General features: G+C 72.2%; 15 protein-coding genes. 14 read left to right on the top strand and 1 reads right to left on the bottom strand.

Annotated elements, in window-relative coordinates:
- Positions 1 to 109: 109 nt before the first annotated feature.
- The 7 genes from KBX34_RS11065 (at position 110) to KBX34_RS11035 (ending at position 14,169) form a co-directional block, all read left to right on the top strand.
- On the top strand, positions 110 to 2,986 hold the full coding sequence (locus KBX34_RS11065; RefSeq protein ID WP_282102614.1) for an AAA family ATPase: 2,877 nt from the start codon (positions 110 to 112) through the stop codon (positions 2,984 to 2,986).
- A gap of 151 nt (positions 2,987 to 3,137) precedes the next feature.
- Positions 3,138 to 4,163, top strand: coding sequence for a hypothetical protein (locus tag KBX34_RS11060; RefSeq protein ID WP_210924820.1), 1,026 nt, complete (start codon positions 3,138 to 3,140; stop codon positions 4,161 to 4,163).
- 142 nt (positions 4,164 to 4,305) lie between these two features.
- Entirely contained in the window at positions 4,306 to 6,582 is a 2,277-nt protein-coding gene (locus tag KBX34_RS11055) for a TOMM precursor leader peptide-binding protein (protein WP_210924818.1), read from the top strand.
- Positions 6,583 to 6,663: 81 nt separating this feature from the next.
- Positions 6,664 to 8,127 carry a SagB family peptide dehydrogenase gene (locus tag KBX34_RS34225; protein WP_210924816.1) on the top strand — a complete coding sequence of 488 codons (1,464 nt, stop codon included), beginning with the start codon at positions 6,664 to 6,666 and terminating at the stop codon, positions 8,125 to 8,127.
- Positions 8,124 to 8,933 carry an HlyD family efflux transporter periplasmic adaptor subunit gene (locus KBX34_RS11045; protein WP_210924814.1) on the top strand — a complete coding sequence of 270 codons (810 nt, stop codon included), beginning with the start codon at positions 8,124 to 8,126 and terminating at the stop codon, positions 8,931 to 8,933. The genes KBX34_RS34225 and KBX34_RS11045 overlap by 4 nt, the downstream gene beginning before the upstream one ends.
- Positions 8,930 to 11,113: an NHLP family bacteriocin export ABC transporter peptidase/permease/ATPase subunit gene (locus KBX34_RS11040; RefSeq protein WP_210924812.1), complete on the top strand. Its 2,184-nt coding sequence runs from the start codon at positions 8,930 to 8,932 to the stop codon at positions 11,111 to 11,113. The genes KBX34_RS11045 and KBX34_RS11040 overlap by 4 nt, the downstream gene beginning before the upstream one ends.
- Before the next feature lie 23 nt (positions 11,114 to 11,136).
- Complete coding sequence (locus KBX34_RS11035; RefSeq protein ID WP_210924810.1) at positions 11,137 to 14,169, top strand: ATP-binding cassette domain-containing protein; 3,033 nt, start codon at positions 11,137 to 11,139, stop codon at positions 14,167 to 14,169.
- A 7-nt stretch (positions 14,170 to 14,176) separates the two neighbouring features.
- Here the strand turns inward: KBX34_RS11035 and KBX34_RS11030 are convergent, their stop codons facing one another.
- Positions 14,177 to 14,956 (bottom strand): MerR family transcriptional regulator, encoded by a 780-nt coding sequence (locus tag KBX34_RS11030; RefSeq protein WP_210924808.1) that lies wholly within the window; start codon positions 14,954 to 14,956, stop codon positions 14,177 to 14,179.
- Positions 14,957 to 15,279: 323 nt separating this feature from the next.
- Between KBX34_RS11030 and KBX34_RS11025 the strand changes: the two genes are divergently transcribed.
- The 7 genes from KBX34_RS11025 to KBX34_RS10995 all read left to right on the top strand — a co-directional run.
- Complete coding sequence (locus KBX34_RS11025) at positions 15,280 to 15,642, top strand: hypothetical protein (RefSeq protein ID WP_088948969.1); 363 nt, start codon at positions 15,280 to 15,282, stop codon at positions 15,640 to 15,642.
- Between the two features lie 147 nt (positions 15,643 to 15,789).
- Positions 15,790 to 16,164, top strand: a complete 375-nt coding sequence (locus KBX34_RS11020) for a class IIb bacteriocin, lactobin A/cerein 7B family (protein WP_088948968.1) — start codon at positions 15,790 to 15,792, stop codon at positions 16,162 to 16,164.
- Between the two features lie 27 nt (positions 16,165 to 16,191).
- Complete coding sequence (locus KBX34_RS11015) at positions 16,192 to 17,358, top strand: YcaO-like family protein (RefSeq protein WP_088948967.1); 1,167 nt, start codon at positions 16,192 to 16,194, stop codon at positions 17,356 to 17,358.
- A complete protein-coding gene (locus KBX34_RS11010; protein ID WP_210924806.1) occupies positions 17,351 to 18,748 on the top strand; it encodes a TfuA-like protein in 1,398 nt (465 codons plus the stop codon). The genes KBX34_RS11015 and KBX34_RS11010 overlap by 8 nt, the downstream gene beginning before the upstream one ends.
- 10 nt (positions 18,749 to 18,758) lie before the next feature.
- On the top strand, positions 18,759 to 20,885 hold the full coding sequence (locus KBX34_RS11005) for a radical SAM protein (RefSeq protein WP_210924804.1): 2,127 nt from the start codon (positions 18,759 to 18,761) through the stop codon (positions 20,883 to 20,885).
- Between the two features lie 179 nt (positions 20,886 to 21,064).
- Positions 21,065 to 24,052 (top strand): MXAN_6230/SCO0854 family RING domain-containing protein, encoded by a 2,988-nt coding sequence (locus tag KBX34_RS11000; protein WP_210924802.1) that lies wholly within the window; start codon positions 21,065 to 21,067, stop codon positions 24,050 to 24,052.
- A 377-nt stretch (positions 24,053 to 24,429) separates the two neighbouring features.
- Positions 24,430 to 25,463 (top strand): glycoside hydrolase family 43 protein (locus KBX34_RS10995; protein WP_210924800.1); only part of this gene is annotated, 1,034 nt, incomplete at its 3' end.

Here is a 25,463-nt window from a genome sequence, read left to right as displayed (position 1 = left end):
GCGTCTCGCACTTGTTGAATAGGGGTCGACATGCTTCGACATTCGGCGATGCTCCGGTATAGTGCGATCAATTCCCATTGAGTGTGCCGGAAGGCGTCTGGTCTGCGTGATGACACCTGGGCTGGAAAGCGCGTCGAGCCCGCGCTTCGTCGGGCGACGAGCACAGTTGGCACGTATCGGGAGAGCCCAGGCCGCCGTGCTGAGTCGTGGCTGGCAAATGGTCTGCGAGGTCGTCGGGGAGCCGGGCATCGGCAAGACCCGGTTCGTCGACGAGGCCCTGGAGCGGTGCGCCCCCACCGTCCCCTGGGCCGTCGGGACCTGCTCGCCGGATGAGCGAGGAGTTCCTTTCCACGTGTTTCGACACGCCTTCACGGAGGGGCAGTCACTTCGACGTGGGCTGCGTGCCGGCCGGTCCACTGAGGAGAGTTGGGCGGAGTCCACCATCGCGGTGCCAGCGGCGCCGGGACGGGCGTCGGATGCCCGGCGGTTCCGGACCTACCAGTTGGCTCGCCGGCTGGTCGGTCTGGCTGCCCGGGACGGTCTGGTGCTGGTCCTCGACGACCTGCACTGGGCGGATGCATCCTCCACCGGCCTGATCGCCCACCTCCTGCGGTATCCGGTGCCCGCCCCGGTGCTGCTCGTGCTCGTCTACCGCCCGCGGCAGATGGCGACCCCGATGCCGTTCGGTCCACCAGATCCCGACGAGCACGCCGACGCGAAGCCGCCGCCCCACGACCGGATCGAGCTCCGCCCTCTCAGCCTCGCCGAGGTCGCACTCCTGCACCCCCAGGTCGACGAGGTGGAGCTGCGCGCCCGGTACGACCTGACCGGCGGCAATCCCGGTTACCTGGCGGTGCTGCCGAGCGGCTCAACCTCCGACAGCACGGACCCGATCCGTGAAGCAGAGGGTGCCCGGCTGTCCGACGCGGCGGTCGCCGTGCTGCGCCGCGAGTGGACGGACCTGCCCCCCGTCGAGCTGGCCTGTCTGCGGGCCGGGGCGATCGTCGATGCGCCCTTCAGCGCGGACCTGCTCGCCGAGGTCGCGCAGGTCCCGGCGTCACTGGCGGTCGAGGCATGCTGGCGGCTGGCCCGGCTCGACCTGATCCGCCGCGTCCCCGGCACCGGACGGTTCGCCTTCCGGCACCCGGTGCTGCGGATGGCGGTCGCTCAGGAGACCGACCCGCAGTGGCAGGTGGAGGCGTGTGCGCGGGCGCTCACCGCGCTGGTCGATCTGGGCGCGCCACCCGCGGATCGGGCCCGCTACGCGGAGCGCCTGCTCGCCCTGCCGAACGCCCGCTGGGCCGACCGCTGCGTCAACGTGCTCTGCCGAGCCGCGCAGGAGGTTCGGCGCGAGACGCCGGACCTGGCCATCCGCTGGCTGCGGCTGGCGTTGCGTGCGCTGCGCCCGACGGCCGGTCTGACGCAACGTCGCCAGGACGTGTCGCTCGCGCTGGCCGAGATCACCGGGGAAGCGGGCGACCTGGCCGAGAGCAGGGCCCTGCTCCAGGAGATCGTGCCGCTGTTTCCCGCCGACCCGCAAGGACGACGGGCGCAGGCAGTAGCACTCTGGGCGCGCGTGGAACGTCTGCTCGGCAACTACGCGGAGGCGGCGGCCATCAGCCGGCGGGAGCTGGCCGCCCTGCCAACCGGTGCCGGCCCCAGCGACGGCTACCGCCTCGCCACCGAGATCGGCGTCGCCGGCATCCTGGCCGGTCGCCCCGTGACCGGGCTGCCCGACGTCCTCGGCGGAGATCTCGGCGGCTCCGGTGCCGACCGGGCCAGCCTGCTGGCCGTCCGCAGTCTGGCCGCCGCACACGACGGCGCACTGGACGACGCCCGGGGTCTGCTCGATGCCGGCGCCCGGATCGTCGACTCGCTGCCGGACCGGGACGTACGGGACCACCCCGACTGCCTCACCGCACTCGGCCTGAGCGAGCTTTACCTCGAACGGCAGGCCGACGCGGTGCGGCACCTCGACCGAGGGCTGACCCTCGTCCGCGCCTCACACCGCGACGACGGCCTGTGCCAACTGCTGCTCGGTCGCAGTCAGGTGGCCTACCACGGCGGGCAGTTGAACACCGCCATCGGACTGGCCACCGAGGCGGGCATCGTCGCCCGGCGCATCGGCAGTCACCACCTGCTGAGCTTCGCCCTGGCGTTCGAGGCGGAGGCGACGGCGTGGCGTGGTGGCCTCCGGGACGACGACCGGGCGTTGGCGCTGGCCCGCAGCGCCGCCGGAATCGCCACCGACCTCGCCACCTGGTGCGGTCGTACGGCCGCGACGGCGCTGGCGACCGCGGCGTTGCTGTCGGGTGATCCGGCGACCTGTGCCGACCTGGTGCGCTCCGCCGGCGGCGACAGCCGGCTGAGCCGTCTCCAGACGTCGCTGCGGCCCAGGTGGTACGAGCTGCTCTGCGCCGCCGCGCTCGCCGCGGGCGAGGTGGCCGACGCCGAGCGGCAGGCGCGACTGGCACTGGCCGAGGCGGATCAGGTCGGTCTGCCCGGGCAGCGGGGCTTCGCCGAGTCGGCGTACGGCGAGGTGCTGCTCGCTCGTGGCGAGGTCCAGGCGGCGCTGCCGTACCTGGAGACCGCGGCCGACCTGTTCCGTGCCGGCGGGATGGTGCTGAGGCGCAGCCTCGCCCTGGCCTCCCTGGCCCGGGCGGCCGAAGCCGCGGACCAGAGCGGCCTGGCGGCGCGGGCCCGTCGCCGGGCGCTCGAACTGGCCTTGTGGTGCGGGACGGAACGGGTCGGTCTGCGACTGGCCCGTCCGATCGGCCCGCGTGAGGTCGCCGCCCTGACCGACCGGGAGTGGCACATCGCCCGGCTGGCAGCGACCGGGGCCACCAGCCGACTGATCGGGCGGCAGCTGAACATCAGCCCCCGCACGGTGGAGGCGCACCTGACCCGCCTCTACCGCAAGACCGGTGTCGCTTCCCGGTCGGCTCTGGCGGCCTGGGTCGCTCGGCTCGATGACACCGATCGGTGACCGCGATCCAGGCCGGATGACATCGTTCGGTGCAACGTCGACAGGCCGGGCAGCACGAGGCCGCGCCGCCACCGTCGTGGCCGGACAGCCGCTCACATACTCGACTGCATCGGGCGCGATTCCCGTGGACCGGTGGTAGATGGAGGACGAGATGCTGGGCAGAAGATCCGTCAGGAGCCCGCGTACCCTCGCCGCGCCGGTGCCCGCGATGCCGTTCGCCGCCGCCACGGTGGCGCTGCTCATGCTGACCGGCTGTGGCGGCGAACCGGTGGACGCGGCCACCCCGGCGCCCCACGGGTCGGCCACTTTCGGTAGGGACCGGGCCGCGCTCGTGCTCACCGCCTTCGACCAGGCCGACTCGGCAGCCTCGGTGGCCGGTGACGTCGAGGCGCTGCGGGCCCAGGAGGTTTCGCCCTCGCTGGACCTCAGCATCGCCGCAGTCCGTCGGGCCGCGTACAACCAGCGAGCGCAACCGTCCTTCCAGCACATCAACCCGGTCTTCGCGGTGCCACCCGGCGATCCGTCCTGTTTCCTCGCCACGGCCACTCTCCGACTGACCGGCTCGGAGTTGGCGCCCACCGATGTCAGCCAGTTCGTGCTGGGTGCCGACGGCCAGTGGAAGCTCAGTCACAACGTTCAGGTCACCCAACCTTCGCTGGTGGTCGCCCGGAGCATCGACGGCCGGCCGGCCACCGCGGGCGGCGCCGCCCTGGACGAGACCAGCCGTCGGGCCCTCGCCGCCGAGGTGTTCTCCCGCAGCATCGGGTCCACGACGGGCAACCGGTCCCTCGTCGTGTCGAGCCCGCTGCTCGACGGTCAGTTCGCCGGCGGTTGGGAGGTCTACGGGCAGCAGCTCGCCGGTGTCGGCGGGGCGGTACAGCGGACGATGGACCGGGCGGAATGGTCCGACTGCGCGGTCGCGGCGCCGACCGGCACGCTCACCTTTCTGACGATCCACGCCACCGACACGCTGCGCCCGGCGCCCGGCGGCCCGGCCACCGTCCGGTTGGAGCCGCAGAGCCCGGACCTGGTCGCCACCGGTCACAGCAAGGCGGTCAGCGGAAAGTCGATCCGGGTCACCCGGGTGGAGACCTTCGTGCTGCTCGTGCCGGCACAGACCGTCGGCACATCGGTGCTGGGCCTCAACGACACCGCGCTGACCGTCACCGCCCGCTGACCCTGCCGCCGAGGGTCCACCACGTCGGCGACGGCAGAAACCGGTGGCATCACTCGGATCGGGGCGCACCGGACCGCGACGATGACAACAGTCGTGATCGCCGGTGGTGCCGCGGTCCGGCCACGAGGCTCGGGAGGAACCCATGTGGCGTCCGCGCTTCCGATCGGACTACGTGCCGGTGCGGCTGCCCGACGGCCCGCTCGTGGTGCTGGGGGAGACCCGCAGCCTGCTCATCGACGACCCGGTCGCCGCGGACCTGGCCGACCAGCTCGACGGTGCCGCGCCGCTGGCCGACGTGGTGGCCCGGTTGGCCACCCGACACCCGGTCGCCGCCGTCGCCGCAGCCCTCGCCCGGCTGCGCGACCACGGCCTTCTGGTGTCCGGTCCGGCGCACACCTCGGCGGCCGAGGCCGCCGGCTGGGACGCCCGGGGTGTCCCACCCGACGCCGGACAGCGGTGGATGGCCGGAGGAACGGTCACCATCGTGGACCTCGGCGCGCCCCGGGTGGCCGAGACCGCCGACGCGCTGCGCGCCCTCGGGCTCGCCCCGACGGTGGTCGGGCCGGACGCACCGGACCCCGGCCTCGACACCGCCCAGGTGCTGGTGCTGCCGTCGTCGATGCTCGACCCCCGGCTGGCCTTGCTCAACGAGCGCCACCTGGCCGCCGGTCGCGCGTGGACGCTGGCCCGGCCACACGGCAACGTCGTCTTCCTCGGCCCGCACCTCGTGCCGGGTCGTACCGGCTGCTGGGTCTGCCTGCGGCAACGCTGGCAGGAGAACGAACAGGTGAACGCCTTCCTCGACGGGCAGGATCTGACCGATCCGCTGCCGCAGCCCGGCCGCGCGGTCCTGCCCGGCCTGGCCACCATGGCAGCCGGGCTGCTCGCCGCCGAACTCGCCGTGCTCGCCGTCCGGGGCGCGTCTCCCCGCCTCACCGGCCGGATGGTCGCCCTGGACACCAGGGACCTGAGCACCGAGAGCCACCAACTGGTACGCCAGCCGCAGTGCCCCGCCTGCGGTGACCCGGACCTCGTCCGCAAGGCCGAGCCACGGATCGACCTGCCACCCAGCGGCACCCAGCCCAGTCGCGCCGGGGACTCCCGCATCCGGGAACCCGCCGAGGCGTACGCCTCGCTCGTCCACCACGTCAGCCGGTATCTGGGCGTGGTGAGCCGGCTGACCCCGCTGGAGGCGACCGACAACGGCGTCACCCACACCTACTCGGCCGGGCACAACTTCGCCCAGCCCCGCCAGCTCGCCGCGTTGCGCCGCAATCTGCGCGGGCAGAGCGGCGGCAAGGGCCGGACCGACCTGCAGGCCCGGATGAGCGCGGTCGGGGAGGCGGTGGAGCGCTACTGCGGGGTGTGGCGCGGCGACCGCCCGGTGCACCGGGCCACCTACCGGCAGCTCGGCCCGGACCGGGCGGTGCACCTGAGGGATCTGCTGCTGTTCTCGGAACGCCAGTACGCCGACCGGGACCGGCTCAACCACGACCTGGGTCACCTGCACCGCGTTCCCCGCCCGCTGCCCGACGACGTGGAGCTGGACTGGACCACGGGTTGGTCGCTGACCCGGCACACACCGCGCGAGCTGCCCGCCGCGCACTGCTGGTACGGGCATCCGGAGCTGACCGGGCTGGGGGTGTGCTCGGCCGACTCGAACGGCTGCGCGGCCGGCGGCAACCTGTCCGAGGCGATCCTCCAGGGCTTCTGCGAACTCGTGGAGCGGGACAGCGTGGCCCTGTGGTGGTACCACCGGTCCCGGATGCCCGGGGTGGACCTCGCCTCGTTCGGCGACCCGTGGACCGCCGCCTGCGTCGACCACCACGCCACCGCCCTCGGCCGCGAACTGTGGGCCCTCGACCTGACCGCCGACCTCGGCGTACCCACGTTCGCCGCGGTGTCCCGGCGGGTCGACCGGGGGCCGGAGGACGTCCTGGTCGGCTTCGGCGCGCACCTGGACGCGCGGGTCGCGCTGACCCGGGCGCTCACCGAGGTGAACCAGTTCCTGCCCGCCGTCGCCGGACCCGCCACCGCCCGCAACCGGTACGGCGTCGACGACCCGGACACCGCGCGCTGGTTCGGCACCGTGCGGGTGGCCGACCAGCCCTGGCTGGCCCCGGATCCCACCCGACCGCCGTGCACCGCTGCGGACCACCCGGCGCTGACCACCGGCGACGTCGGGGATGACGTGCGCCGTTGCGTACGCCGGGCGGAGCGGGCCGGCCTGGAGGTGATCGTCGTCGACCAGTCCCGTCCGGATGTCGACCTGGCGGTGGTGAAGGTCGTCGTGCCGGGACTGCGGCACTTCTGGCGCCGGCTCGGTCCCGGCCGACTGTGGGACGTGCCGGCCCGTCTCGGTCGGGGCCCGTTGGCCGTCGACGAGACGTCGGCCAATCCGCTGAACGTGTTCTTCTAGCCGGCGTTTCCCGGGCGACCGGGAGCGTGGGAAGGATGTGGGGATGGCCACCGTGGTGGACCCGGTCGGTCGGCGGTCGTCGTGAGCGGCTCCGTGGGCGGTCCGCCGATTCAGGAGTCGTACCGGCTGCGCCGTGACGCGGAGCTGCGGCTCGGTGAGGACGGCTCGCTGACCCTGCGGCAGACCCGCTTCCAGCTCACCCTGGAGCAACCGGGCATGGGCCGGCGGGCCCTGCTGCTGCGGCTCGCCGCCGACTGGGTCAACGACGTCGAGGTCGGCCGACTGATCAGCGGCCTGGAGGGGGAGAACCGCGTGTTGCCCGCGCAGTTGCTGCTGCGCCGACTGCTCGCCCACTCCTGGCTGGAGCGCCGCGTCCAGGTCGACGATCGGCCGCTGCTCGACCTGGTGCCCACCGGCCTGGGTCGGGGCAGTCTGCCGGAGAGTCGCCTGCACACCCCCGGGGTCCGCTACCGGCTCTCCCGCTTCGCCGCCCTCCAGCACGAACGGGGCGTGCTGGTGGCCGCTTCACCGCTGAGCACCCTCGTCGTCGGCTGTGCCGACGCCGCCCTCGGCGCGGTCCTGGCCGCCGCCGCCCCGGGCGTCGGACCCGAGGCGGTGGCCCGCACGCTCGGCGTGCCGCCGGACGTCGCCGGACGGGTGCTCGACGAGTTGGCCACCGCCCGGATCCTGGTAACCGACGCCGAGTTCGAGGCGGAGTGCGACGACGCGCCGCTGGCCTACTGGTCGCCGGAGGAACTGCGGCTGCACCACCGATCCCGGGCTGGCCGACACGCGCTGCCGGTGGGCGGCACCTACCGGATGCGGGGGAGCTTCGCACCGCTTCCGCTGCGCCGCCCGTACGACGGGGGCCGGGCGGTCGACCTGCCGCTGCCGGACCTGCCGACGATCGCCAAGGCGGATCCTGCGTTCAGTCAGGTCGTCACGGATCGGCGCAGCGTGCGCGAACACGACGACACGGCGCCACTGCCCCTGGAACGGCTGGCGGAATTCCTGCACCGGTCGCAGCACACCAGCGCCGTCGGTGAGGCCGGCGGGCAGGAGATCGGCCACCGGCCCTACCCGGGCGGCGGCGGAGTCTACGAGCTGGAGATCTATCCACTGGTAGCGCGGTGCGCCGGGCTCGACCGCGGGCTCTACCACTACGACGCCGTCGGGCACCGGCTGGAGCCGGTCGCCGCCTGGGGACCGGCCGCCGACCGGCTGCTGGCGTACGCCCGGGCGTCCGGCGCCCTGCCTCGGCCGCCGCAGACGGTGCTGGTGGTCACCGCCCGGGTCCAGCGGCTCATGTGGAAGTACGAAGGGATGAGCTACGCCATGATTCTCAAGGACGCGGGTGTGCTGACCCAGCAGATGTATCTCGTCGCCACCGCCATGGGGCTGGCACCGTGCGCCCTCGGCGCCGGCGACTCCCAGGCCTTCGCCGAGTTGTCCGGGCTCGACCCGCTGGTCGAGCCGAGCGTGGCCGACTTCCTGCTCGGCTCCCGCCGCGCCACCGGCCCAGCCGCGACGGAGGGCCGGCCATGAAGTTCCGGCGGCAGGCTCTGCGCCAGTTGGAGGCACCCGAGCAACTGGACCGGGCGGTCCGACTGACCACGGTGCCGAACTGGCTGGCCACCACCGCGCTGGTCATCGTCGTGGTCGCCGCGGGTGTCTGGTCGGTACGCACTGTGGTGCCCCGGACCGTCGAGGCGGCCGGGGTGCTGATCCACTCGAACGGGATCTCGGCCCTCGACGCGCTCGACAGCGGCCAGGTCACCAAGGTGTGGGCGTCGCCGCACCAGCGGGTGCCGAAGGGCACACCCCTCTACAGCCTGCGTACGGCCGACGGCAAGGTGCGGGTGGAGACCGCGCCGGGTGACGCGTACGTCGTCGCCTGGCTGGTCTCGGAGGGCGAGATCGTCACACCGGGCACGCACCTGGCCGACCTGGAACGGCTCGACACCGCCGGGGACGCGTTGCAGGCAGTCGTCTACGCCCCCGCCGTCGCCGCCCCGCTGCTGCAACCCGGCGTGTCCGTCGAGGTGGCCGCCGCGGCCGCGCCGCGCAACGTGTTCGGCACCCTGGCCGGCCAGGTGACCACCGTCGGCGCCTTCCCGGAGACCGAGGCCTCGCTGCGCGCCTTCCTGGGCACCGGGCCCGACGTCCGGCGGCTGCTCGCCCGCGGCAGCGTGGTGCGGGTGACGGTCGCCCTGGAACCCGACCCGGCCGCCCCGGGTGGCCTGCGCTGGACCAGGTCCCCGCCGCCGTTCCAGCTCAACTCGGCCAGCGAGGTCACCGCCTGGTTCACTGTGGACCAGGAACACCCGATCGACTGGTTGCTGCGGCGATGAGCGCGCCGACGACCGCCGTCAGCGGCACGCCGGAGCTGCCCAGGATCCGACGTCGACGGGTCCGTACGCCCACGCTGATCCAGATGGAGGCGGTGGAGTGCGGTGCCGCCGCGCTGGGGATCCTGCTCGCGCACCACGGCCGGAACGTGCCCCTGGAGGAGTTGCGCCGGGTGTGCGGCGTCAGCCGGGACGGCTCCACCGCGGCCACCGTGCTCAAGGGCGCCCGCCGGTACGGCATGGTGGCCAAGGGCTTCCAGATGGACCTGGCCGGCCTGGCCACCGTGGCGCTGCCGGCGGTGCTGTTCTGGCGGTTCGAGCACTTCGTGGTGCTGGAAGGGCTCGGCCGTAAGGTCTTCATCAACGATCCGGCCACCGGTCCCCGTGCGGTGAGCTGGGAGGAGTTCGACGGTGCCTTCACCGGCATCGTGCTCACCATGGAGCCCCGCCCGGAGTTCCGGCCCGGCGGCACCCGCTACCGGCTGGTGCGGGCGCTGGCCGAGCGGTGGCGCGGCCCGGGCTCGGCGATCGCGCAGATGCTGCTGCTCGGCCTGCTGATCGCCGTGGTCGGTCTGACCATCCCGGTGATGGCCAAGGTCTTCGTCGACCGGGTGCTGTTGCAGGAGGACCGGGCGGCGTTCGCCGGCCTGGTGGCGGCGGTTGCGGTGGCCACCGTGCTGACCTTCCTGGCCAGCCTGCTTCAGCAACGCCTGACCGTACGGGCGGAGACGGCGCTCGCCCTCGCCAGCGCCGCCCGGTTCTTCCGACACCTGCTGCGGCTGCCGCCGGCCTTCTTCGACCAGCGGCAGGCCGCCGATCTCAGCCAGCGGGTCCGTGGCAACGAGGTGGTCGCCGAGGTGCTCACCCGCCGGACGGCCACCACTGTGGTGGACACCGGCCTGGTGCTGGCGTACGGGGCTCTGCTCTGCCATTACGACCTGCTGCTCGGGCTGTGCGCGGTGGTCCTCGCCGGGTTGAACGTCAGCGTGCTCCGCTATGTCGCCTCGACCCGTTCCACCGCCGTCGCCGGTCTTCAGGCGGACCGCAGCAAGTTGGTGACCACTGTGTACACCACGGTTCAGATGATCGAGACGGTGAAGGCCGGCGGTGAGGAGGAACGCGCCGTGGCCCGGTTCGCGGCGCGCCACGCCACCGTCGCCACCCGTCAGCAGCGGCTCGGGGTGCCCACAGCGGTGCTCTCCGTCCTGCCGGCGCTCCTCGCCTCGGGGACCACAGCGGTGCTGCTGGGGTTGGGCAGCCGGCAGGTCGTGGCTGAGGCGATGAGCGTGGGCGTGCTGGTCGGTATGCAGAGCCTGGCCGCCGCGATGAACCGCCCGCTGGGCAATCTGACCGCGCTGGGCTCGCGGTTGCAGGACATGAGTGCCGACCTGAATCGGTTGCGTGACGTGGAGCGGTACCCACTGCCGTCGGCCCAGGACCGACCCGCCCGCCCGATGACGCCCATGGAGGGGCACCTGCGCATCGAGGAGGTCACCTTCGGCTACAACCCGTTGGGCCGTCCACTGCTGGAGAACTTCAGCCTGGACCTGCCGCCGGGTGCCCGGGTGGCGCTCGTCGGGAGGTCGGGCAGTGGCAAGTCGACTGTCGGCCGGCTGGTCGCCGGGCTCTACCGTCCCTGGACCGGACGGGTCACAGTGGACGGCCTGGAGCGGGCCGCGACCGACGACGGGCTCTGGGCGGCGACGGTCGCCATGGTGGACCAGGACCAACGGCTGTTCGAGGGAACGGTCCGGGACAACGTCACCATGTGGGACCTCACTGTCGCCGACGAGGACGTCGTCACCGCGCTGACCGACGCGTGCCTCTACGACGAGGTCGCGGCCCGCCCGGGTGGCCTCGGCAGTCCGGTGCGGGAGAACGCCCGCAACTTCTCCGGTGGCCAGCGGCAGCGGCTGGAGATCGCCCGAGCGCTCGTGCGCAACCCCCGGGTGCTGGTGCTGGACGAAGCCACCAGCGCGCTGGACGCCGAGACCGAACGCCGGATCGACAGGCACCTGCGCCGGCGGGGGGCAACCTGCCTGATCGTGGCCCACCGCCTGTCCACGGTCCGCGACTGCGACCTGATCGTCGTGCTGGACGGCGGTCGGGAGGTGGAGCGCGGCACCCACGAGCAGCTCGTCGCCCAGGACGGGGCGTACGCGCGCCTGGTCCGGGACCACTGACACGACGATCCGAGGAGACGCTGATGAGTGGCGCGGTGGAGGATCCCCCGGCCGGTGGCCTGATCGGCTTCTGCTCGGACGGCGTACGCCAAGTCTGTCGCCTGGACGGCCCGGCGGCCGGCTGGCTGGTGACCGGGGGTGAGGCCGACCTGTTCGCGGTGCGCCGGGCCGGGATGAGCCCTTCGCGTCGTCACCATGTGGCCCGGCTGCCTGCGGGTGGCCTGGTGCCGACGTCCACCGCGATCGGCGCGTGGCAGTTGATCCTGGTGCCGCTGCCCGGCACCGAGCTGCGAGGGCTGTCCCGGCGTCACCTGTCCCTGCTGGAGCGACACGTCCGGCTCGGCCGCGTGGCGGACGAGGGGGCGTCGCTGCGCGCGCGGACCGCCGCGACGGAGCTGGTCGCGGCGGTGGACCTGGTGCTGGTCGCCATCTCCGACGCGCTGCGCCGCGGGCAGGCACCCCGGGAGGCGTCCACGCTCTGTGGTCGCGAGATCATCTCGCTGGCGCCGGGGAGTGCCCTCACCTCGACCGGCGGCGCGTGGTGGCTGCGCAGCGCTGGTGGACAACTGCGACGCAACGACGGTGGCCCCGCGGAGATGTCCGGGGAGCGGGAGTTGCTGCTGGTCGCCGAGCGGGACTGGGTGGTGGCCGAGTCGCCGTGCGCGGTGGAGAGCCACGGCAGCTGGGACCTGCTGGTCAACGGTCAGCTGCGATCGGCCGTGGACCAGCACGTGGCCCGGCTGCTGCGGATGGTGGAGACTCGGATCGAGGAGGCCGACGCGGCGCTGCTGAGTGCTGTGCAGCGGCGCCGGGAGACCGACGCGGCGGTGCTCGCCGCGGCGGCCCGCCGGTCGATCGGGGTGATCGGCGCGGGCGGTGCGGTTCCGGTTCCGGACGACGAGGCCGGCTTCGACAGGTACGGGCGGGCGGCCTCGGTGGTCCGGGTGGTCACCGAGGGAATGGGCAGCCCGATCAACGAGCCGGCCGACCGCAGTCGCGCGCCACTGGACGACCGGGCGGCGGTGCACGCGGTGACCCGCGCGTCCAGCCTGTTCCTGCGTGAGGTGCGGCTGCCGGACCGGTGGTGGCGGCGGGACCTGGGGCCACTGGTGGGATGGCGGGCCGGCGACGACCCGGAGCGCACCGTCGCGGTGCCGCTGGTGTTTCGCCGCGGCCGCTACCACCAGGTCGACCCGGACACCCGTGCGTACGGGCCGGTCGACGCGGCGGTGGCCGCTACGTTCGCCGCCGAGGCGACAGAGGTGCAGGCGCCGCTGCCGCCGACCGCTCGGATGCGCCACCTGCTGCGCGCCGGGCTGGTCGGTGCGTCCCGGGACGTGCGGGGCCTGCTGTTCGCCGCCACCTGCGTGGCACTGCTGGGCCTGGGCGTGCCGCTGGCCACCGGTGAGGTGCTCGGCCAGCTGGCCCGGCAGGGCGAGGTGAACGGCCTCGGCGGCTTCCTCGCGCTGATGCTGAGTGCCGCGGTGGTCGCGGGGCTGGTGGGTGTGGTGCAGAACCTGCGTCTGCTGCGGTTGGACGGCCGGATGCAGTCCGGCGCGCAGCTGGCGATCTGGGACCGGCTCATGCGGCTACCGGCCCGGTTCTTCGCCGGTCGCAGCAGCGGTGAGATCGCCAACTCGATGTTGGGGATCTCGTTCGTCGGTGAGGCGCTGAGCGCGCTGCTGCCGCAGCTCGTCTCGGCGGCCGCGATCGTCGCGGTGACCCTCGGCATGCTCCTGGTGGTCGAGCCCGTGCTCGGGCTGTGGGCAGCGGGGATCGTCGCCGTCACGATGCTGACGTTCGGCGCGTTCGCCGTGCTGATCGTCCGTCAGCAACGGTCCGCGTTGCCGGCCGAGCACCGGGCGGCGGCGATGACCAACCAACTCCTCGGCGGCATCGTCAAAATCAAATTGGCGGCCGCCGAAACCCGTGCCCACGCACGTTGGTCGGAGGTCGCCGCGACGGCCCGGGCGGCGCTGCAACGGGTCCGGCAGAGTCAGGCGGGCCTGGTCGCCTTCGGCACCGTGCTGCCGGTCGCCGGTCAACTGGTCCTTTTCGCCGTGCTGATGGGGCCGCTCGCCGGCCGGGTCGCGCCGGCTGACTTCTTCATTCTCAACGTCGGTTTCGCGATGCTGCTCGGCGCGCTGCTGGTGCTGGTGTCGGCCGGGGTCGAGGTGATCGCAGCAGTGCCACGTTTGGGCAGCCTGCGGGAGATCCTGCGCGCCGACCCGGAGGCGCGCCCGGACCGGGTGGACCCGGGGGAGTTGCGGGGCGAGATCGCGCTGCACCGGCTCACCTTCGCCTACCAGCCGGACGAGCCGCCGGTGCTCGTCGACATCGACCTGCACGTCCGCCCGGGTGAGTTCGTCGCCATCGTCGGGCCGAGTGGCTGCGGGAAGTCCACGCTGCTGCGGTTGCTGCTCGGCTTCGAGCGCCAACAGCAGGGTGCGGTGCTCTACGACGGCCAGGATCTCTCCGAACTCGACGTGCACGCGGTCCGCCGGCAGTGCGGCGTGGTCCTGCAGGATGGTCAGCTCTTCGCCGGCTCGGTACGGGACAACATCTGCGGCGCCGGCAGCTTCCCGCTCGACCAGGTGTGGGAGGCGGCGCGGATGGCCGGCCTCGCCGACGACCTGGAGGCCCTGCCGATGGGCATGAGCACGATGGTGCCGTTCGGCGGCGGGACGCTCTCCGTCGGGCAGCGGCAGAGGGTGCTGATCGCCCGCGCGCTGGCCCCGCTGCCCCGGATCATCTTCCTCGACGAGGCGACGAGCGCCCTGGACAACCGGACCCAGGAGGTGGTCAGTCGGAGCACCGCCGCCCTGGCCGCGACCCGGGTGGTCATCGCCCACCGGTTGTCCACGGTCCGGGCGGCGGACACCATCGTGGTCCTCGAAGCGGGGCGGATCGTCCAGCGGGGCAGCTTCGACGAGTTGATGGACCTCCCGGACGGGCTGTTCCACCGGTTGGCGCGGCGGCAACTGCTCACCGAACCGGAACGGTCCGACACCGTGGCGGAGAGCCCGCAGGCGGACGGGCAGCCCGCGACGAGCTGACGGTCTTTCAGCCGTTGTCGATGTCCGTGCTGTCCTCCAGGCACACGTCCGCGTCGAGGTGGTTCTCCAACAGCTCGGCGACGTGCGCCTCCGACTGGTTCTCCACGGCGAGCCGGAACGCCTCGGTGAGCACGTTGACCACACCCTGGGTCAGCAGCAGGGTCTCCCGGTCGAGATCGGCCCAGGACGACCGGGCGCCGCCGCGTACCAGCTCCGGAGCGAGGGCCAGCAGCCGGGCGGTGACGGCGGCGACCAGCTCGTCGGCCACCGGACGAAGGCTGTCCAGCACCTCGCTGAGAGTCTGCAGTGCCGGCACCGTGCCCACCCGTACGCGATGCAGGTCCAGGGCGGCGCGCAGCGGGCGTGGCCGGACGGTGCGGACGGTGCCGTCGGTGGTCCGGCCGATCACGCCGTGCCGGGTCAGCGCGTGGGCCAGCGCGGGACGGTCGGCGGTCAGACGTTGCAGCATGGCGGTCAACCCGTCGGGCGCCTCGTCACTGGCCCGGACCCCGAGCATCGCCTCGATGGACACCAGATTGAAGCCCTGTCGTTGCAGGGCGAGGATCGCGTCCAGCCGGCGGACGTGGGAGTCGTCGTAGAGCGCCGCCCGACCACGCCGCACCGGCGGGGGAAGCAGTCGCCGGGCCTGGTGGGCACGGATGTTGCGGGGCGACATGCCCACCTTTCGGGCGAGTTCCTCCACGCTGTACCCGCCCGGGCCGCCGGGCGTCGTCGTCGCCTCGTCGATGGTCACGGTGGCCTCCGGCAGCACTCGGTGACGGAACACGGCAACCCCGTCGAACCGCTGTCGCGCTGTGCGGTCCGCCGATCGCAGCGTAGGTGTGCGCACCGGGCGGGTGACAGGCGAGGAATTACTACTTGTCCACAGTGGTGACAATCATTAGGATCGCCATCCGCCGCGAGTCGCCGATTCCCAATTACCCGGCTTTCGCCGCAGCGCGACCTTTTCGCGGCCACATTCGATGAAATTCCCGCTCTCTGGGCGGGTCAGATCCACCGGTGACCCACGATGAAGCGAAACCGGCGGCCCGGAACCTCCCGCGCTGCCCGTCGCCGCCACCGGCGGTCGACCATCGAAGGGAGCAGGGTGTGACACCTGTCGATCGAGCGGTCTTCGTGGCCGCGTACAGCCGGCTGGTCGCCGACGTCTGGGCCGACCCGGTCAAGGAGCAGGCGCTCGACCGGGACCCACGCGGGTTCCTCGCCGGCTACGGGCTTCACCTGTCGGAGGATGTGCAGGTCCGGGTGGTGCGGGACGTCGCCGACACCGATCCGGACCTTGAGGTGCAGGTCGAGTCCTGGCAGCAGGCGGGGACCACCGGCACCTTCGTGCTCTTCGTGCCGTCACTGTTGCCGGTGGCCCAGGCGGAACTGGCCGAGGACGAGCTGGACAGCGTCGTCGCCGGCCTGGATCCCAGCTGCGCCTGCTGCTGCCCCTGCTGCTGCACCTGACACCGAAATCTGCCGCCCGCCGGTCGGCGCGGCAGATTCTGATGGCACTCAGACGAAATCATTGATTGTCGAAGCTCGATCTTCGTAGCGTTCTCGCCACAGCGATCACCCCCGTCTTGCAGCGACCCCCGAGGAAAGGACCGAACGATGAGCAACGACGAACAGGAATATGGCGCGAGGTTCGTGACCAAGTACTCGGAACTGGTCACCGCGGTATGGCGCAGTGACGAGGAACTGCAGCGCCTGCTCGCCGACCCGACCGGTTACGCGACGGCGGCCGGCCTGCCGGTCGCCCCCGGCGCCCGGGTCGAGGTCGACCGCGCCCAGCCCGCCACGCTCTACACCAAGGACCAGGTCGTCGCCGACTGGGCCGGCACGCCCGGCCTGCACGTGCTGCACGTGCCCGAGGTGCCGCTGGTCGACCTCAACGAGCTGACCGAGGCCGAGCTGGAGACGGTCGCCGGTGGCGTGGCCCCGATCGCCGACAACAACGTCAACATCATCGCCGTCCTCATCCTCTGAGTTCCCCACCCCACGCCGGGAGCCTCGATGACTGACACGACCGAGACCATCGCGTTCCGATCCGGCACCTACCGGACGGCCACCGTGGAGCAGACCTGGGAGCGGGTCGGTGGCATGCTCGACCGGTTCCGGATCACCCGGGTCGCCGACATCACCCGGCTCGACGAGATCGGGCTGCCGGTGCACGTCGCCTACCGGCCGGTCGGAGCCACCATGGCGGTGAGCGTCGGCACCGGCGCCACCGCGACGCAGGCCCGGGTCAGCGCGGTCATGGAGAGCATCGAGTCCTGGCATGCCGAGAACCTCCGGCCGGGGACCGTCGTCCGGTCCCCGGCGGAGGCGCTCGACCTGCCGTACGACGTCCGGTGGCTGCACCTGGCGGAACGGTCACCCCTGACCCCCGCCGTCGAGCTCGACTGGGTGGCCGGCCGTGGGCTGGTGACCGGTACGCGTTGCCTGGTGCCCCGCGCCACCATCGAGCTCGACTTCACCGTCCGGCGTGGCTGGGACCGCGCCCTGTTCACCCCCAGCAGCAACGGACTGGCGACCGGGAACACCTTCGCCGAGGCCAGCCTGCACGCCCTGCTGGAGGTCGTCGAGCGAGACTGCATCGCCCCGTACTGCACCTCACCGTTGGCCGAGCGCACCTACGCCGACCCGGGCACCGCCACCAACGCGATGACCCGCACGGTGCACGAGGCGCTGCTGCGAGCCGGTTGCTGGGTGGAGGTCTGCGACATCACCAACGCGGTCGGCGTGCCCTGCTATGCCGCCTCGATCTGGTCGGAGGACCTCCCGGTCACCTTCGGCGGCTTCGGCTGCCACGTGGACCCGGAGATCGCCGTCGGCCGGGCCATGTCGGAGGCGGCGCAGTCGCGGCTGGTCATGGTCTCCGGAGCCCGGGACGACATCGACGCCACCGCGTACCACGACGTCGGCGCGCCGCCGGTGCCACCGCCCACCGTCGATCGGCCCGTCCGGCCGGTCCGCCGGGATTCCCCACCGGTGGGGAACGTGACCCAGGTGCTGCGCGAGCTGGCGTCGCGGGTGCAGCGCGTCACCGGCGTCGAGCCGTTCAGCGTCGACCTGACGCACGACGACATCGGCATCCCGGTGAGCAAGGTGTTCGCCCCCGGCCTGCGGATGTTCGACGAGCGGGCCCTGAGTACCCGACCGGGAGTGCCCCGTGACTGACGTCGTCTTCATCGGTCCGAGCCTGCCGGCCGACGAGGTCGTCCGGCTGCTGCCCGACGCGGTGGTGCTGCCGCCCGTCGCGCACGGCGACCTGCTCCGCCTGGACGTCGCACCCGGCGACCGGGTCCTCGTCATCGACGGGTTCTTCCTGCAACACCCGCCGGTCCGCCACCGGGAGATCCTCGACCTGCTCGACCGTGGCGTGACCGTCGCCGGCGCCGCCAGCATGGGCGCGCTGCGCGCCGCCGAGCTGTGGCCGTTCGGGATGCGTGGCGTGGGCGAGGTGTTCCAGCTCTACCGCGACGGGATCGTCACGGGCGACGACGAGGTGGCGGTCGTGCACGGGCCCGCCGAGGAAGGCCACCGTGCCCTGAGCGTCCCGCTGGTGAACATCCGGGTCGCGCTGCGGCGTGCCGTCGCGGCCGGCGTGCTCAGCGACGCCGAGGCGGTGCTGCTGCTGGACATCGGCCAGGAGCTGCCCTTCCGGCGGCGGTCCTACCGGGCGCTGGAGCGTAGCGCGCCACCCGAGGCGGCGGGAGTGGTGGACCGGTTCCTGACGTGGCACCGGCAGGACCCCTGCGACGCCAAGGGCGCCGACGCGCGGTTGCTGCTGTCGATGGCGGCGGACAACGATCCCGAGCTGTGTCCGGCGCACGTCGACGATCAGCCGATCGACAACCTGCACACCCGATTCCTCGACAGCTGGCGGTCGCGGTTCGTCGGAGAGTCGGTCGGCGGGCACTGGGTCAGCGACCGGGAGGCCGCCGCGGTGCTGATGCTGCTGCACCCCGAGTCGGCGGCCTGGCACCGGCGGGGGGTACTGGCCGGGCTGGCGGAGGTCGACATCGCCGACCCGATGGTCGAGGAGCGCGCCCGCGAGGTTGCCCGCCGGCGAGGGCTGACGACGGCGCCGCCGACCGGGTGGGACTGGCTGACCGACCGGGAACGGGGACTCGACGAGCGCGAGGCGGTGCTGCGGGTGCTGGTGCGGGCGTTCGGCACCACGCCACACCGCAGCCTGTCGCTGTGGATGGTCGCGGCGCCCCTGCGTACCCCCGCGTTGCTCGCCGCGGCCCGGCAGGTCGCGGCGACCGCCGCGTCGCTGAACGAGACGCTCGTTCCGCGTACGACGGGGCACCGCCGCCCGGGTGGTCGGCTGCACTTCCGCACCGAGGTCGTCGACACGTGCTTCGCGAGGCTGTGGGGCTGTGCCGTCGACGGGCTGGAGGCGGCGGCGTGGGACCGGGGGTTCGTCGACCTGGCGTCGTTCCGGTACGCCGCCGAACCGCTGGTCGCGTACGTCAAGGCGTTCGGTACCCCGCACCTGCCTGCGGTGGCCGCGCGCGCCCACGAGGACACCCTGGCCGGTTCACCGGCCCGGGTCGGCTGAGGAGGAGTCGATGAGCGGCACCGTGAAGGCGGCACTGATCTACCCCCCGCTGACCGATCCCACCTCGGGATACCACTCCCTGAACTACCTCGATTCGTACGCCCGGGCACAGGGGCACCGGCCGGCCGAGATCATCGACGCGAACATCGAGGCGTTCCACCACTCGTACACCCCGTCGGCGTACGAGTGGCTGCAGCGGGAGCTGTCCCGGCTCTCGATCGCCGACCTCAACGGCCCGGACGCGCTGATGGCCCGGGCGAATCAGCTCGGCCTGCCTGACCCCGACCCGGAGCGGCTGCGCCGGTCGATCGGGGTGCTCCAGGACCCGACCCTGTTCTACGACTACCGGCACTACCAGGATGCCGTCGAGGGCGTGATCTCCTGGATGGACGCACTCGGCACGGTCGGGTTCCCCGGGCAGTTCCACGCCGGCTTCCGGCTGCACCCGCCGCCAATGATCTCGATCGGTTCGGTGGCCGCGCTGACCGACGAGGCGCTGCTCGCGCGGCTCAACCGGCCCTTCCTGCCCTACTACGAGGACGTGTTGATCCCACGGCTCGCCGCCGGAGGGCACCAGGTGATCGGCATCAGCGCCACCTACCAGTGGCAGCTGCCGTTCGCGCTCTGGATCGCCCGACTCGTCCGCAAGGCGTGCCCGGACGTCTTCCTCATCGCGGGTGGCACGGAAATCTCCGACGTCTGGAAGTGCGCCAGCAAACCCGAGTACGTCTTCCAGGTGCTGGCCGACTTCGACGCCATCGTGGTCGGGGAGGGGGAGAGCGCGTACACGGAGATCCTGGACGCGGTGCAGACCGGCACGCTGCCGGCCGGGCACCCCAACGTCCGACTGCACCCCAGGTATGGCCGCCAGCGTCAACTGCCCCTGCGCTACGAGCGCCTGGCGCAGGTGCCGGTGCCGGACTTCTCCGGCCTGCCCTGGGACCTCTACCTCAGCCCGGAGCGGTTCGTCTACTACTCGCCGACCCGAGGCTGCTACTGGAACAAGTGCACGTTCTGCGACTACGGCCTGAACACCGACGGTCCCACCAGCCCGTGGCGGCAGGACACGGTGGACACCATGGTCGCGGACGTCACCGAGCTGTCGAAGTTCGCCAAGTTCATCTACTTCTCCGTCGACGTGCTCGCTCCCGCGACCATCCTGCGCTTCGCCGAACGAGTCGTCGAGCGAGGGCTGGACTTCCGTTGGGGCGCCGAGATCCGGCTGGAGAAGTACTGGTCGGACGAGCGCTGCGAGCTGCTGAGGCGCAGCGGCTGCGTGGCCATCTCGGTCGGTTTCGAGTCCGGTAACCAGCGCATCCTCGACCTGATCGACAAGGGCACGAAGCCGGAACAGGCACGACGCACCATGACGGCGATGACCAAGGCCAACATCGGCGTGCAGATGATGGGCTTCACCGGCTTCCCCACGGAGACCCGCGAAGAGGCGCTGGACAGCGTCAATTTTCTGCGTGACAACGCGGACCTGTGGACCCTCGGCGGGCTCGGCGACTTCATGCTGACCCCGGGCGCCATCGTCGCGAAGGAGCCGGACCGGTTCGGCATCACCAACGTGCGGCCGGTGGAGGGTTCGGACATCGTCCGGATGCTCAAGTACGACGAGCCCGTGACCGAGGCGGCGCAGGCAGAGGTCGCCCAGGCCAAGGCCGGTCTGAACCCCGGGCACTACCACCGTCCGTGGCTGGGCAGCACCGACACCCCCCACACGTTCTTCTACCACGACCGGTACGGCACAGCGGTGCGCGGCGTCCTCGCCCACGACCGGGTTCGGCACGACGCCGACGACCAGACCGAGTTCCTCGCCAACGGCTCCTTCGTGGACCGCGACGACGAGCAGGTCTGGGAGGCGTACCGGCGAATCCGGTCCGACGAGCAGGAGGGCGTCCCGGGCGACCTGCCGGCGGACCGGCACCTGTTCCGCCGGGTCGACGGTCAGGTGTTCGCGCTCAACCGCAGCAGCCGGCTGTTCCTGGATCTCTTCAGCGCGCCGCTCACCCTCGCCGAGGCGCAGCGTCGGCTCTGGATCGTCGAACCGACCGTCGCGGACCGGGTCTGGCGGACCTTCATCGGGCAGCGGCTGATCCGTCGGCACCGGCTACCGGCCGAGCCGGCGCGGTGACCCGAATGCCGGGCGGCACTGTCGCGGCCTGAGGACGCAAACTGGGAAGACTTGCCGGCCGGGTGCCACGTAGGATCCTCCCCGCGGTGGGCGGCTCCCCGCGGTGCTTCCTTCTCACTCTTCGATGGCAACTAGCGTCGCGACTCTCCGCCCACCGTTTCGCTTGGGAGGACGCGAGCATGGATGCGCTGGCCGTGGTGCTGTTGCGCCGCACCGTCCGGGTCGCGGTGTTGAACCACGGCGCCGCTCCTGGGGACGGCGGCGCCTGGGTGGCCGCGTTCGAGGCCGACCTCGCCGATCGTGGCTGGCTGCTGCGGGACGATCTGCGTACCGCGGCGGCGAGGCTGCCTGCGGCGGTACGGGTCCGGTGGGCCGACTGGCTGCTGGCGACCATCGACGAGCTGGTCGGTGCGGACCGTCTCATGCTTCCCCTCTACCGTTCGTTTCCCGACACCCCGCGGGATGTCGAAGCGGTCTACGTGCGGCGGCTGCTCACGCACTTGTTCGCCGTGCCCGGGGCGCCGTGCGTGCTGTGCGGTCGCGAGAACGGGGGCGCTCCACTCGACCCGTGCGGTCACCCCGTCTGCCCATCCTGTTTTCCGCCGGATCAGGTCACGGGCTGCCCGGTCTGCGGGCGCCGCCTGTCGGCGGACAACACGTACCTCGCCATCGTCGAGCCCTCATCTCCGGTCCGCCGCCCGCGGAGGCGGGCTCGCCCGCCGGCCGACGACGCGGACGAGGGCGTCGTTCGCGACGCGCCGCCCATCCCGGTACGCATCGCCGGGCTGGAGGCGGACCCGCTCGATGCCGCGGTCCAGATCAGGGATCAGCTCGTCGCTCGGCCTGCCGGGCTGAGCGAGACCGACCGAGCCGACCTGAAGGTGCTCGTTGATGCCACCGCGCCGGGCCGTCTCGACTGGCTGCCCGAGGTGGTGCCCGCCCGGGAAACTCTCGCGCTGGTCATCGCATGGGCGCTGCAGGCCGCAGCGCTCACCCCCGGCTACCGCGACCTGATCGCCGCCGCCGGGCAGCGCTGGTCGACGGCGACGGACGCGGCGCGGACGCTGTGGGCGTACTCCGGAGGGGACCCGGGGCTGGTCCTGCCACGGCGGGACGACGAGCCCTCACCTTCGGAAGAGATGTGGCGTCCGCGGCACGAGCCGGCCGTGACCGTGCCGGTCACCCGGGTGCGGGCACTGCCCAGGCCGCTGCGGCGTGCGGTCCTCTCGCACCTGGACGCACTCGGTGCCGCGGTCGCGGCGGAGGATCTGCGGCGCCACCCGACCGTGTGGAAGCGCCTCGGCGAGCGGCTGCACCCGTACGAGAACGTTGGCGCGTACCCGCGGGCCGCTGTTGCGTTCGCCGCGCTGCGAGGCACCCGCGCGGCCCACGCGAGTGCGCTCGGCGCCGTCCTGATGGCGGCCTGCGCCCGCGAGCCGCGGAGCCTCCTGCTCACCGAGCACCCCGACGGCGTCGTGTCTGTCCGCGTGCGGACGCACGCGTCCCTGGTGGAGGAAGCGCTGGCTGTCGGCGACGTGGCCGAAGCCGCGCGCCTGCTCACCGAACGCCCGGGCGAGCTGTGGCGCCGGCTCGACCACCTGCTGCGAGCGGCTGGCGAAGACCCGGTGACACAGGCGGCGATCGAGGCGGCCACGCGCCGGACGGCAGCCCGGGTGGCGCCGGGCGTGCTCGCCTCGGCGGCAGCCCAGTTGGTCGGCCGCGACGAGACGACAACGGCGACTGAGGCTCAGCTGGCGGCGACCGTACGGGCCCGGGCGGCAGCGCAAGCCCGCGATGCCCGGCCCACGCCGGCCATGTCGGCGCTCGCCGGCGGCCTGGGTGACGCCCTGCGCGCCGCCGCGCAGCGCTTGCGCGGTGAAGGCCCGGCCTACCTGCGGGAGGCGCTCCGGTCAGGCGTCCGGACGCCTCCTGTTGCGAAGGTGTCAGCCGACGACGATGCCGTCGAGGCGTTGGGCATCGTTGGTGGACGGCCGGGTCCCGGAATGCCCCGGCGAGTCTTCTTTCCCCGAGGCGGCGTCGTGACGACCTGGACCGAGCCGGAACGGCGCCCGCCGGTGCCAGCAACAGCGATCACTGACGTACGCGAGCTGGTCGACGTTGAGCTGACCAGCCGCGCGGCCCGGCTCGACCGCTTCGACGTGGCCGTGCTCGACGTCGCCCTCGCCGAGGTGCCCGCGCCGATGCGAGAGCGGGCCGCCTCGACGCAGTTGGCGGGGTGGCCACGCGGCAGTGTGCGGGCGCTGCCCGACACCGAGGTGCTGCGGCTGTTCCTTCACTGGGAGCAACCAGACGCCATCCGGGTCGATCTCGACCTGTCCTGCGCGTTCTTCGACCAGAACTGGCAACGGGTCGGCCACTGCGACTTCACGCAACTGCGTTTCGCCGGTGACGGCGCGATCCACTCCGGCGACCTCACCTCCGCCCCGGCTCCACTCGGGGCCACCGAATACCTCGATCTCCATCTGGCTCGTCTGGTCGAGCAGGGCGTTCATTACGCCGCGCCGACCCTTCTCAGCTTCAACGCCGTGCCGTTCGAGGCCCTCACCGAGGCGATCGCCGGCGTCATGCTGCCCCTCAAGGACGGGGAGCAGTTCGACGGGGCTCGGGTGGCGCAGCGGTTCGACCTTCGAGGCAACGCCCGCATGCTGCTACCGATGGTCGTGGACCTGCGCACCCGGCGGCTGCTCTGGACCGACCTGACCCTCACCGGCCGCGGCTACGGTCACAGCGTGGGGCGGCACGGCGACCAGCTTGCCCGGGCAGCCGCCGACCAGTGGGAGCACTTCCTCGGCGGCCACCGTGCCACCCTCCTCGATCTGGTCGCCTGGCACGCGGTCGGGCGCGCCGACCGGATCCTGGTCGGCCACGCCGACCACACCTACACCGAGGTGTCGGCGGACCTGGTGGCGATCCGCGCGGCGGTGTCGGCGAAGACTGGCGAGATCCGGATTCCACCAGACCTGACTGACCGCACAGTCCTGGCCGGCGTCGTCGACACGAGGGCCCTCGACCGGCTGATTCCCCGCCTCGGCTCGACGGCCCCGGTCGCTCCAGGGTCAACGGTGGTGACGGTCACCGGCACACCCGACAACCCATGGACCGCGCTGCACGCTGGCGACATGCTGGCCCTGTTGGGAGCCGGATGAGGTCGAGCACATGACCTCGCGGACATAGCCGTCGCTCGAGGCTCTGCTGTGAAGGTGCGCCTGACCACCCATCGTGAACCAATGAAAAGCGAACATCTTCGATGCCTTGACACCATGGATGCGACCGCTAACACTTGTCCGCAACACGAACGTAACGAAGTTGGACGTGGCGTCGGCAATCCGGGTGGCTGCCAGCGTTGCCCATGCCGGACGTCATCGACCGCCCAAAGCCTCGGAACCGCAGGGCATGCACGCCTCGTTGTTGTTAACGCTAACACTCATGATCGACGACACGTCCCGTCGACCGGATGGAGTTCGCAGCCGTTTCCGCGGTCCTCCAGCTGACTCGTATGCCGCTCCGCGAAGGAGAGAGACCCATGTCGAGAGTCCTTGCCCGGCTCTGCGCGGTGGCGGTCACCGCGTGCCTGCTGTTCACCACCTGGTCGGCGGCGACGCCGAAGGAGGCAGCCGCGCTGGATCCGACCGTCGGCTACCTGATGGCGCACTTCACCGGCGAGTCGTCGACCAACCAGCAGATCTACCTGGCCCACAGCACCGACGGCCTACGCTGGACCGACCTCAACAACGGCGGGCTCGTGCTGCGTTCCACAGTCGGCACCCGTGGCGTCCGCGACCCCGCCCTGGTCCGCTCGCCCGCTGGTGACCGCTACTGGATCATCGCCACGGACCTGTGCATCGGCTGCGGGCAGGACTGGTCGACCGCGATCAACAACGGCAGCCGCAACTTGGTCGTGTGGGAGTCCATCGACCTGGTCAACTGGTCGGCGCCGTGGCTGCTGAACGTCGCCGGCCCGATCCCGGACGGACGCAACGCCTGGGCTCCGGAGGCGATCTGGAACCCGGCCACCGGCGACTACGTCCTCTACTGGGCGACGAACGTGCCGCTCAACGGGGCGGCCAAGCACCGCATCTACTACTCGCGCACGGCGGACTTCCGCAGCATCACCACGCCGCAGGTCTACCTCAGCCGGCCCGGCAGCCAGGAGATCATCGACACCCAGATCGTCGAGGTGCCGACCGGCGTCGGCGCCTACCGCTACGTCCGGGCCTCCCGGGACGACCAGATCACCATCGAGGGCAGCAACTCCCTGCTCGGCACCTGGACGACCCTCGGGAACCTGTCCGGTATCGGGCTGACCGGGGCCCAGGTCGAGGGCCCGATGTGGATGAAGTTCAACTCCCGCAACGAGTGGGTTCTCTACCTTGACCAGTACGCCACCGGGCGCGGCTACCTGCCCGTCCTGACCACCAACCCGTCGAGCCCGAGCGCCTTCCGGCTGCCGGCGTCCGGCTCGTACGCCATGGGTGGCACCAAGAAGCGGCACGGTTCGATCCTCAACCTGACCGCCGCTGAGCAGACCCGCGTGCTCGCCCGCTGGCCCGCCACCGC

It is taken from the genome of Micromonospora sp. M61, from assembly GCF_018070245.1.
In the GTDB taxonomy this organism is placed as follows: domain Bacteria; phylum Actinomycetota; class Actinomycetes; order Mycobacteriales; family Micromonosporaceae; genus Micromonospora; species Micromonospora zamorensis.
This window is presented reverse-complemented; position numbering and strand designations above follow the sequence as displayed.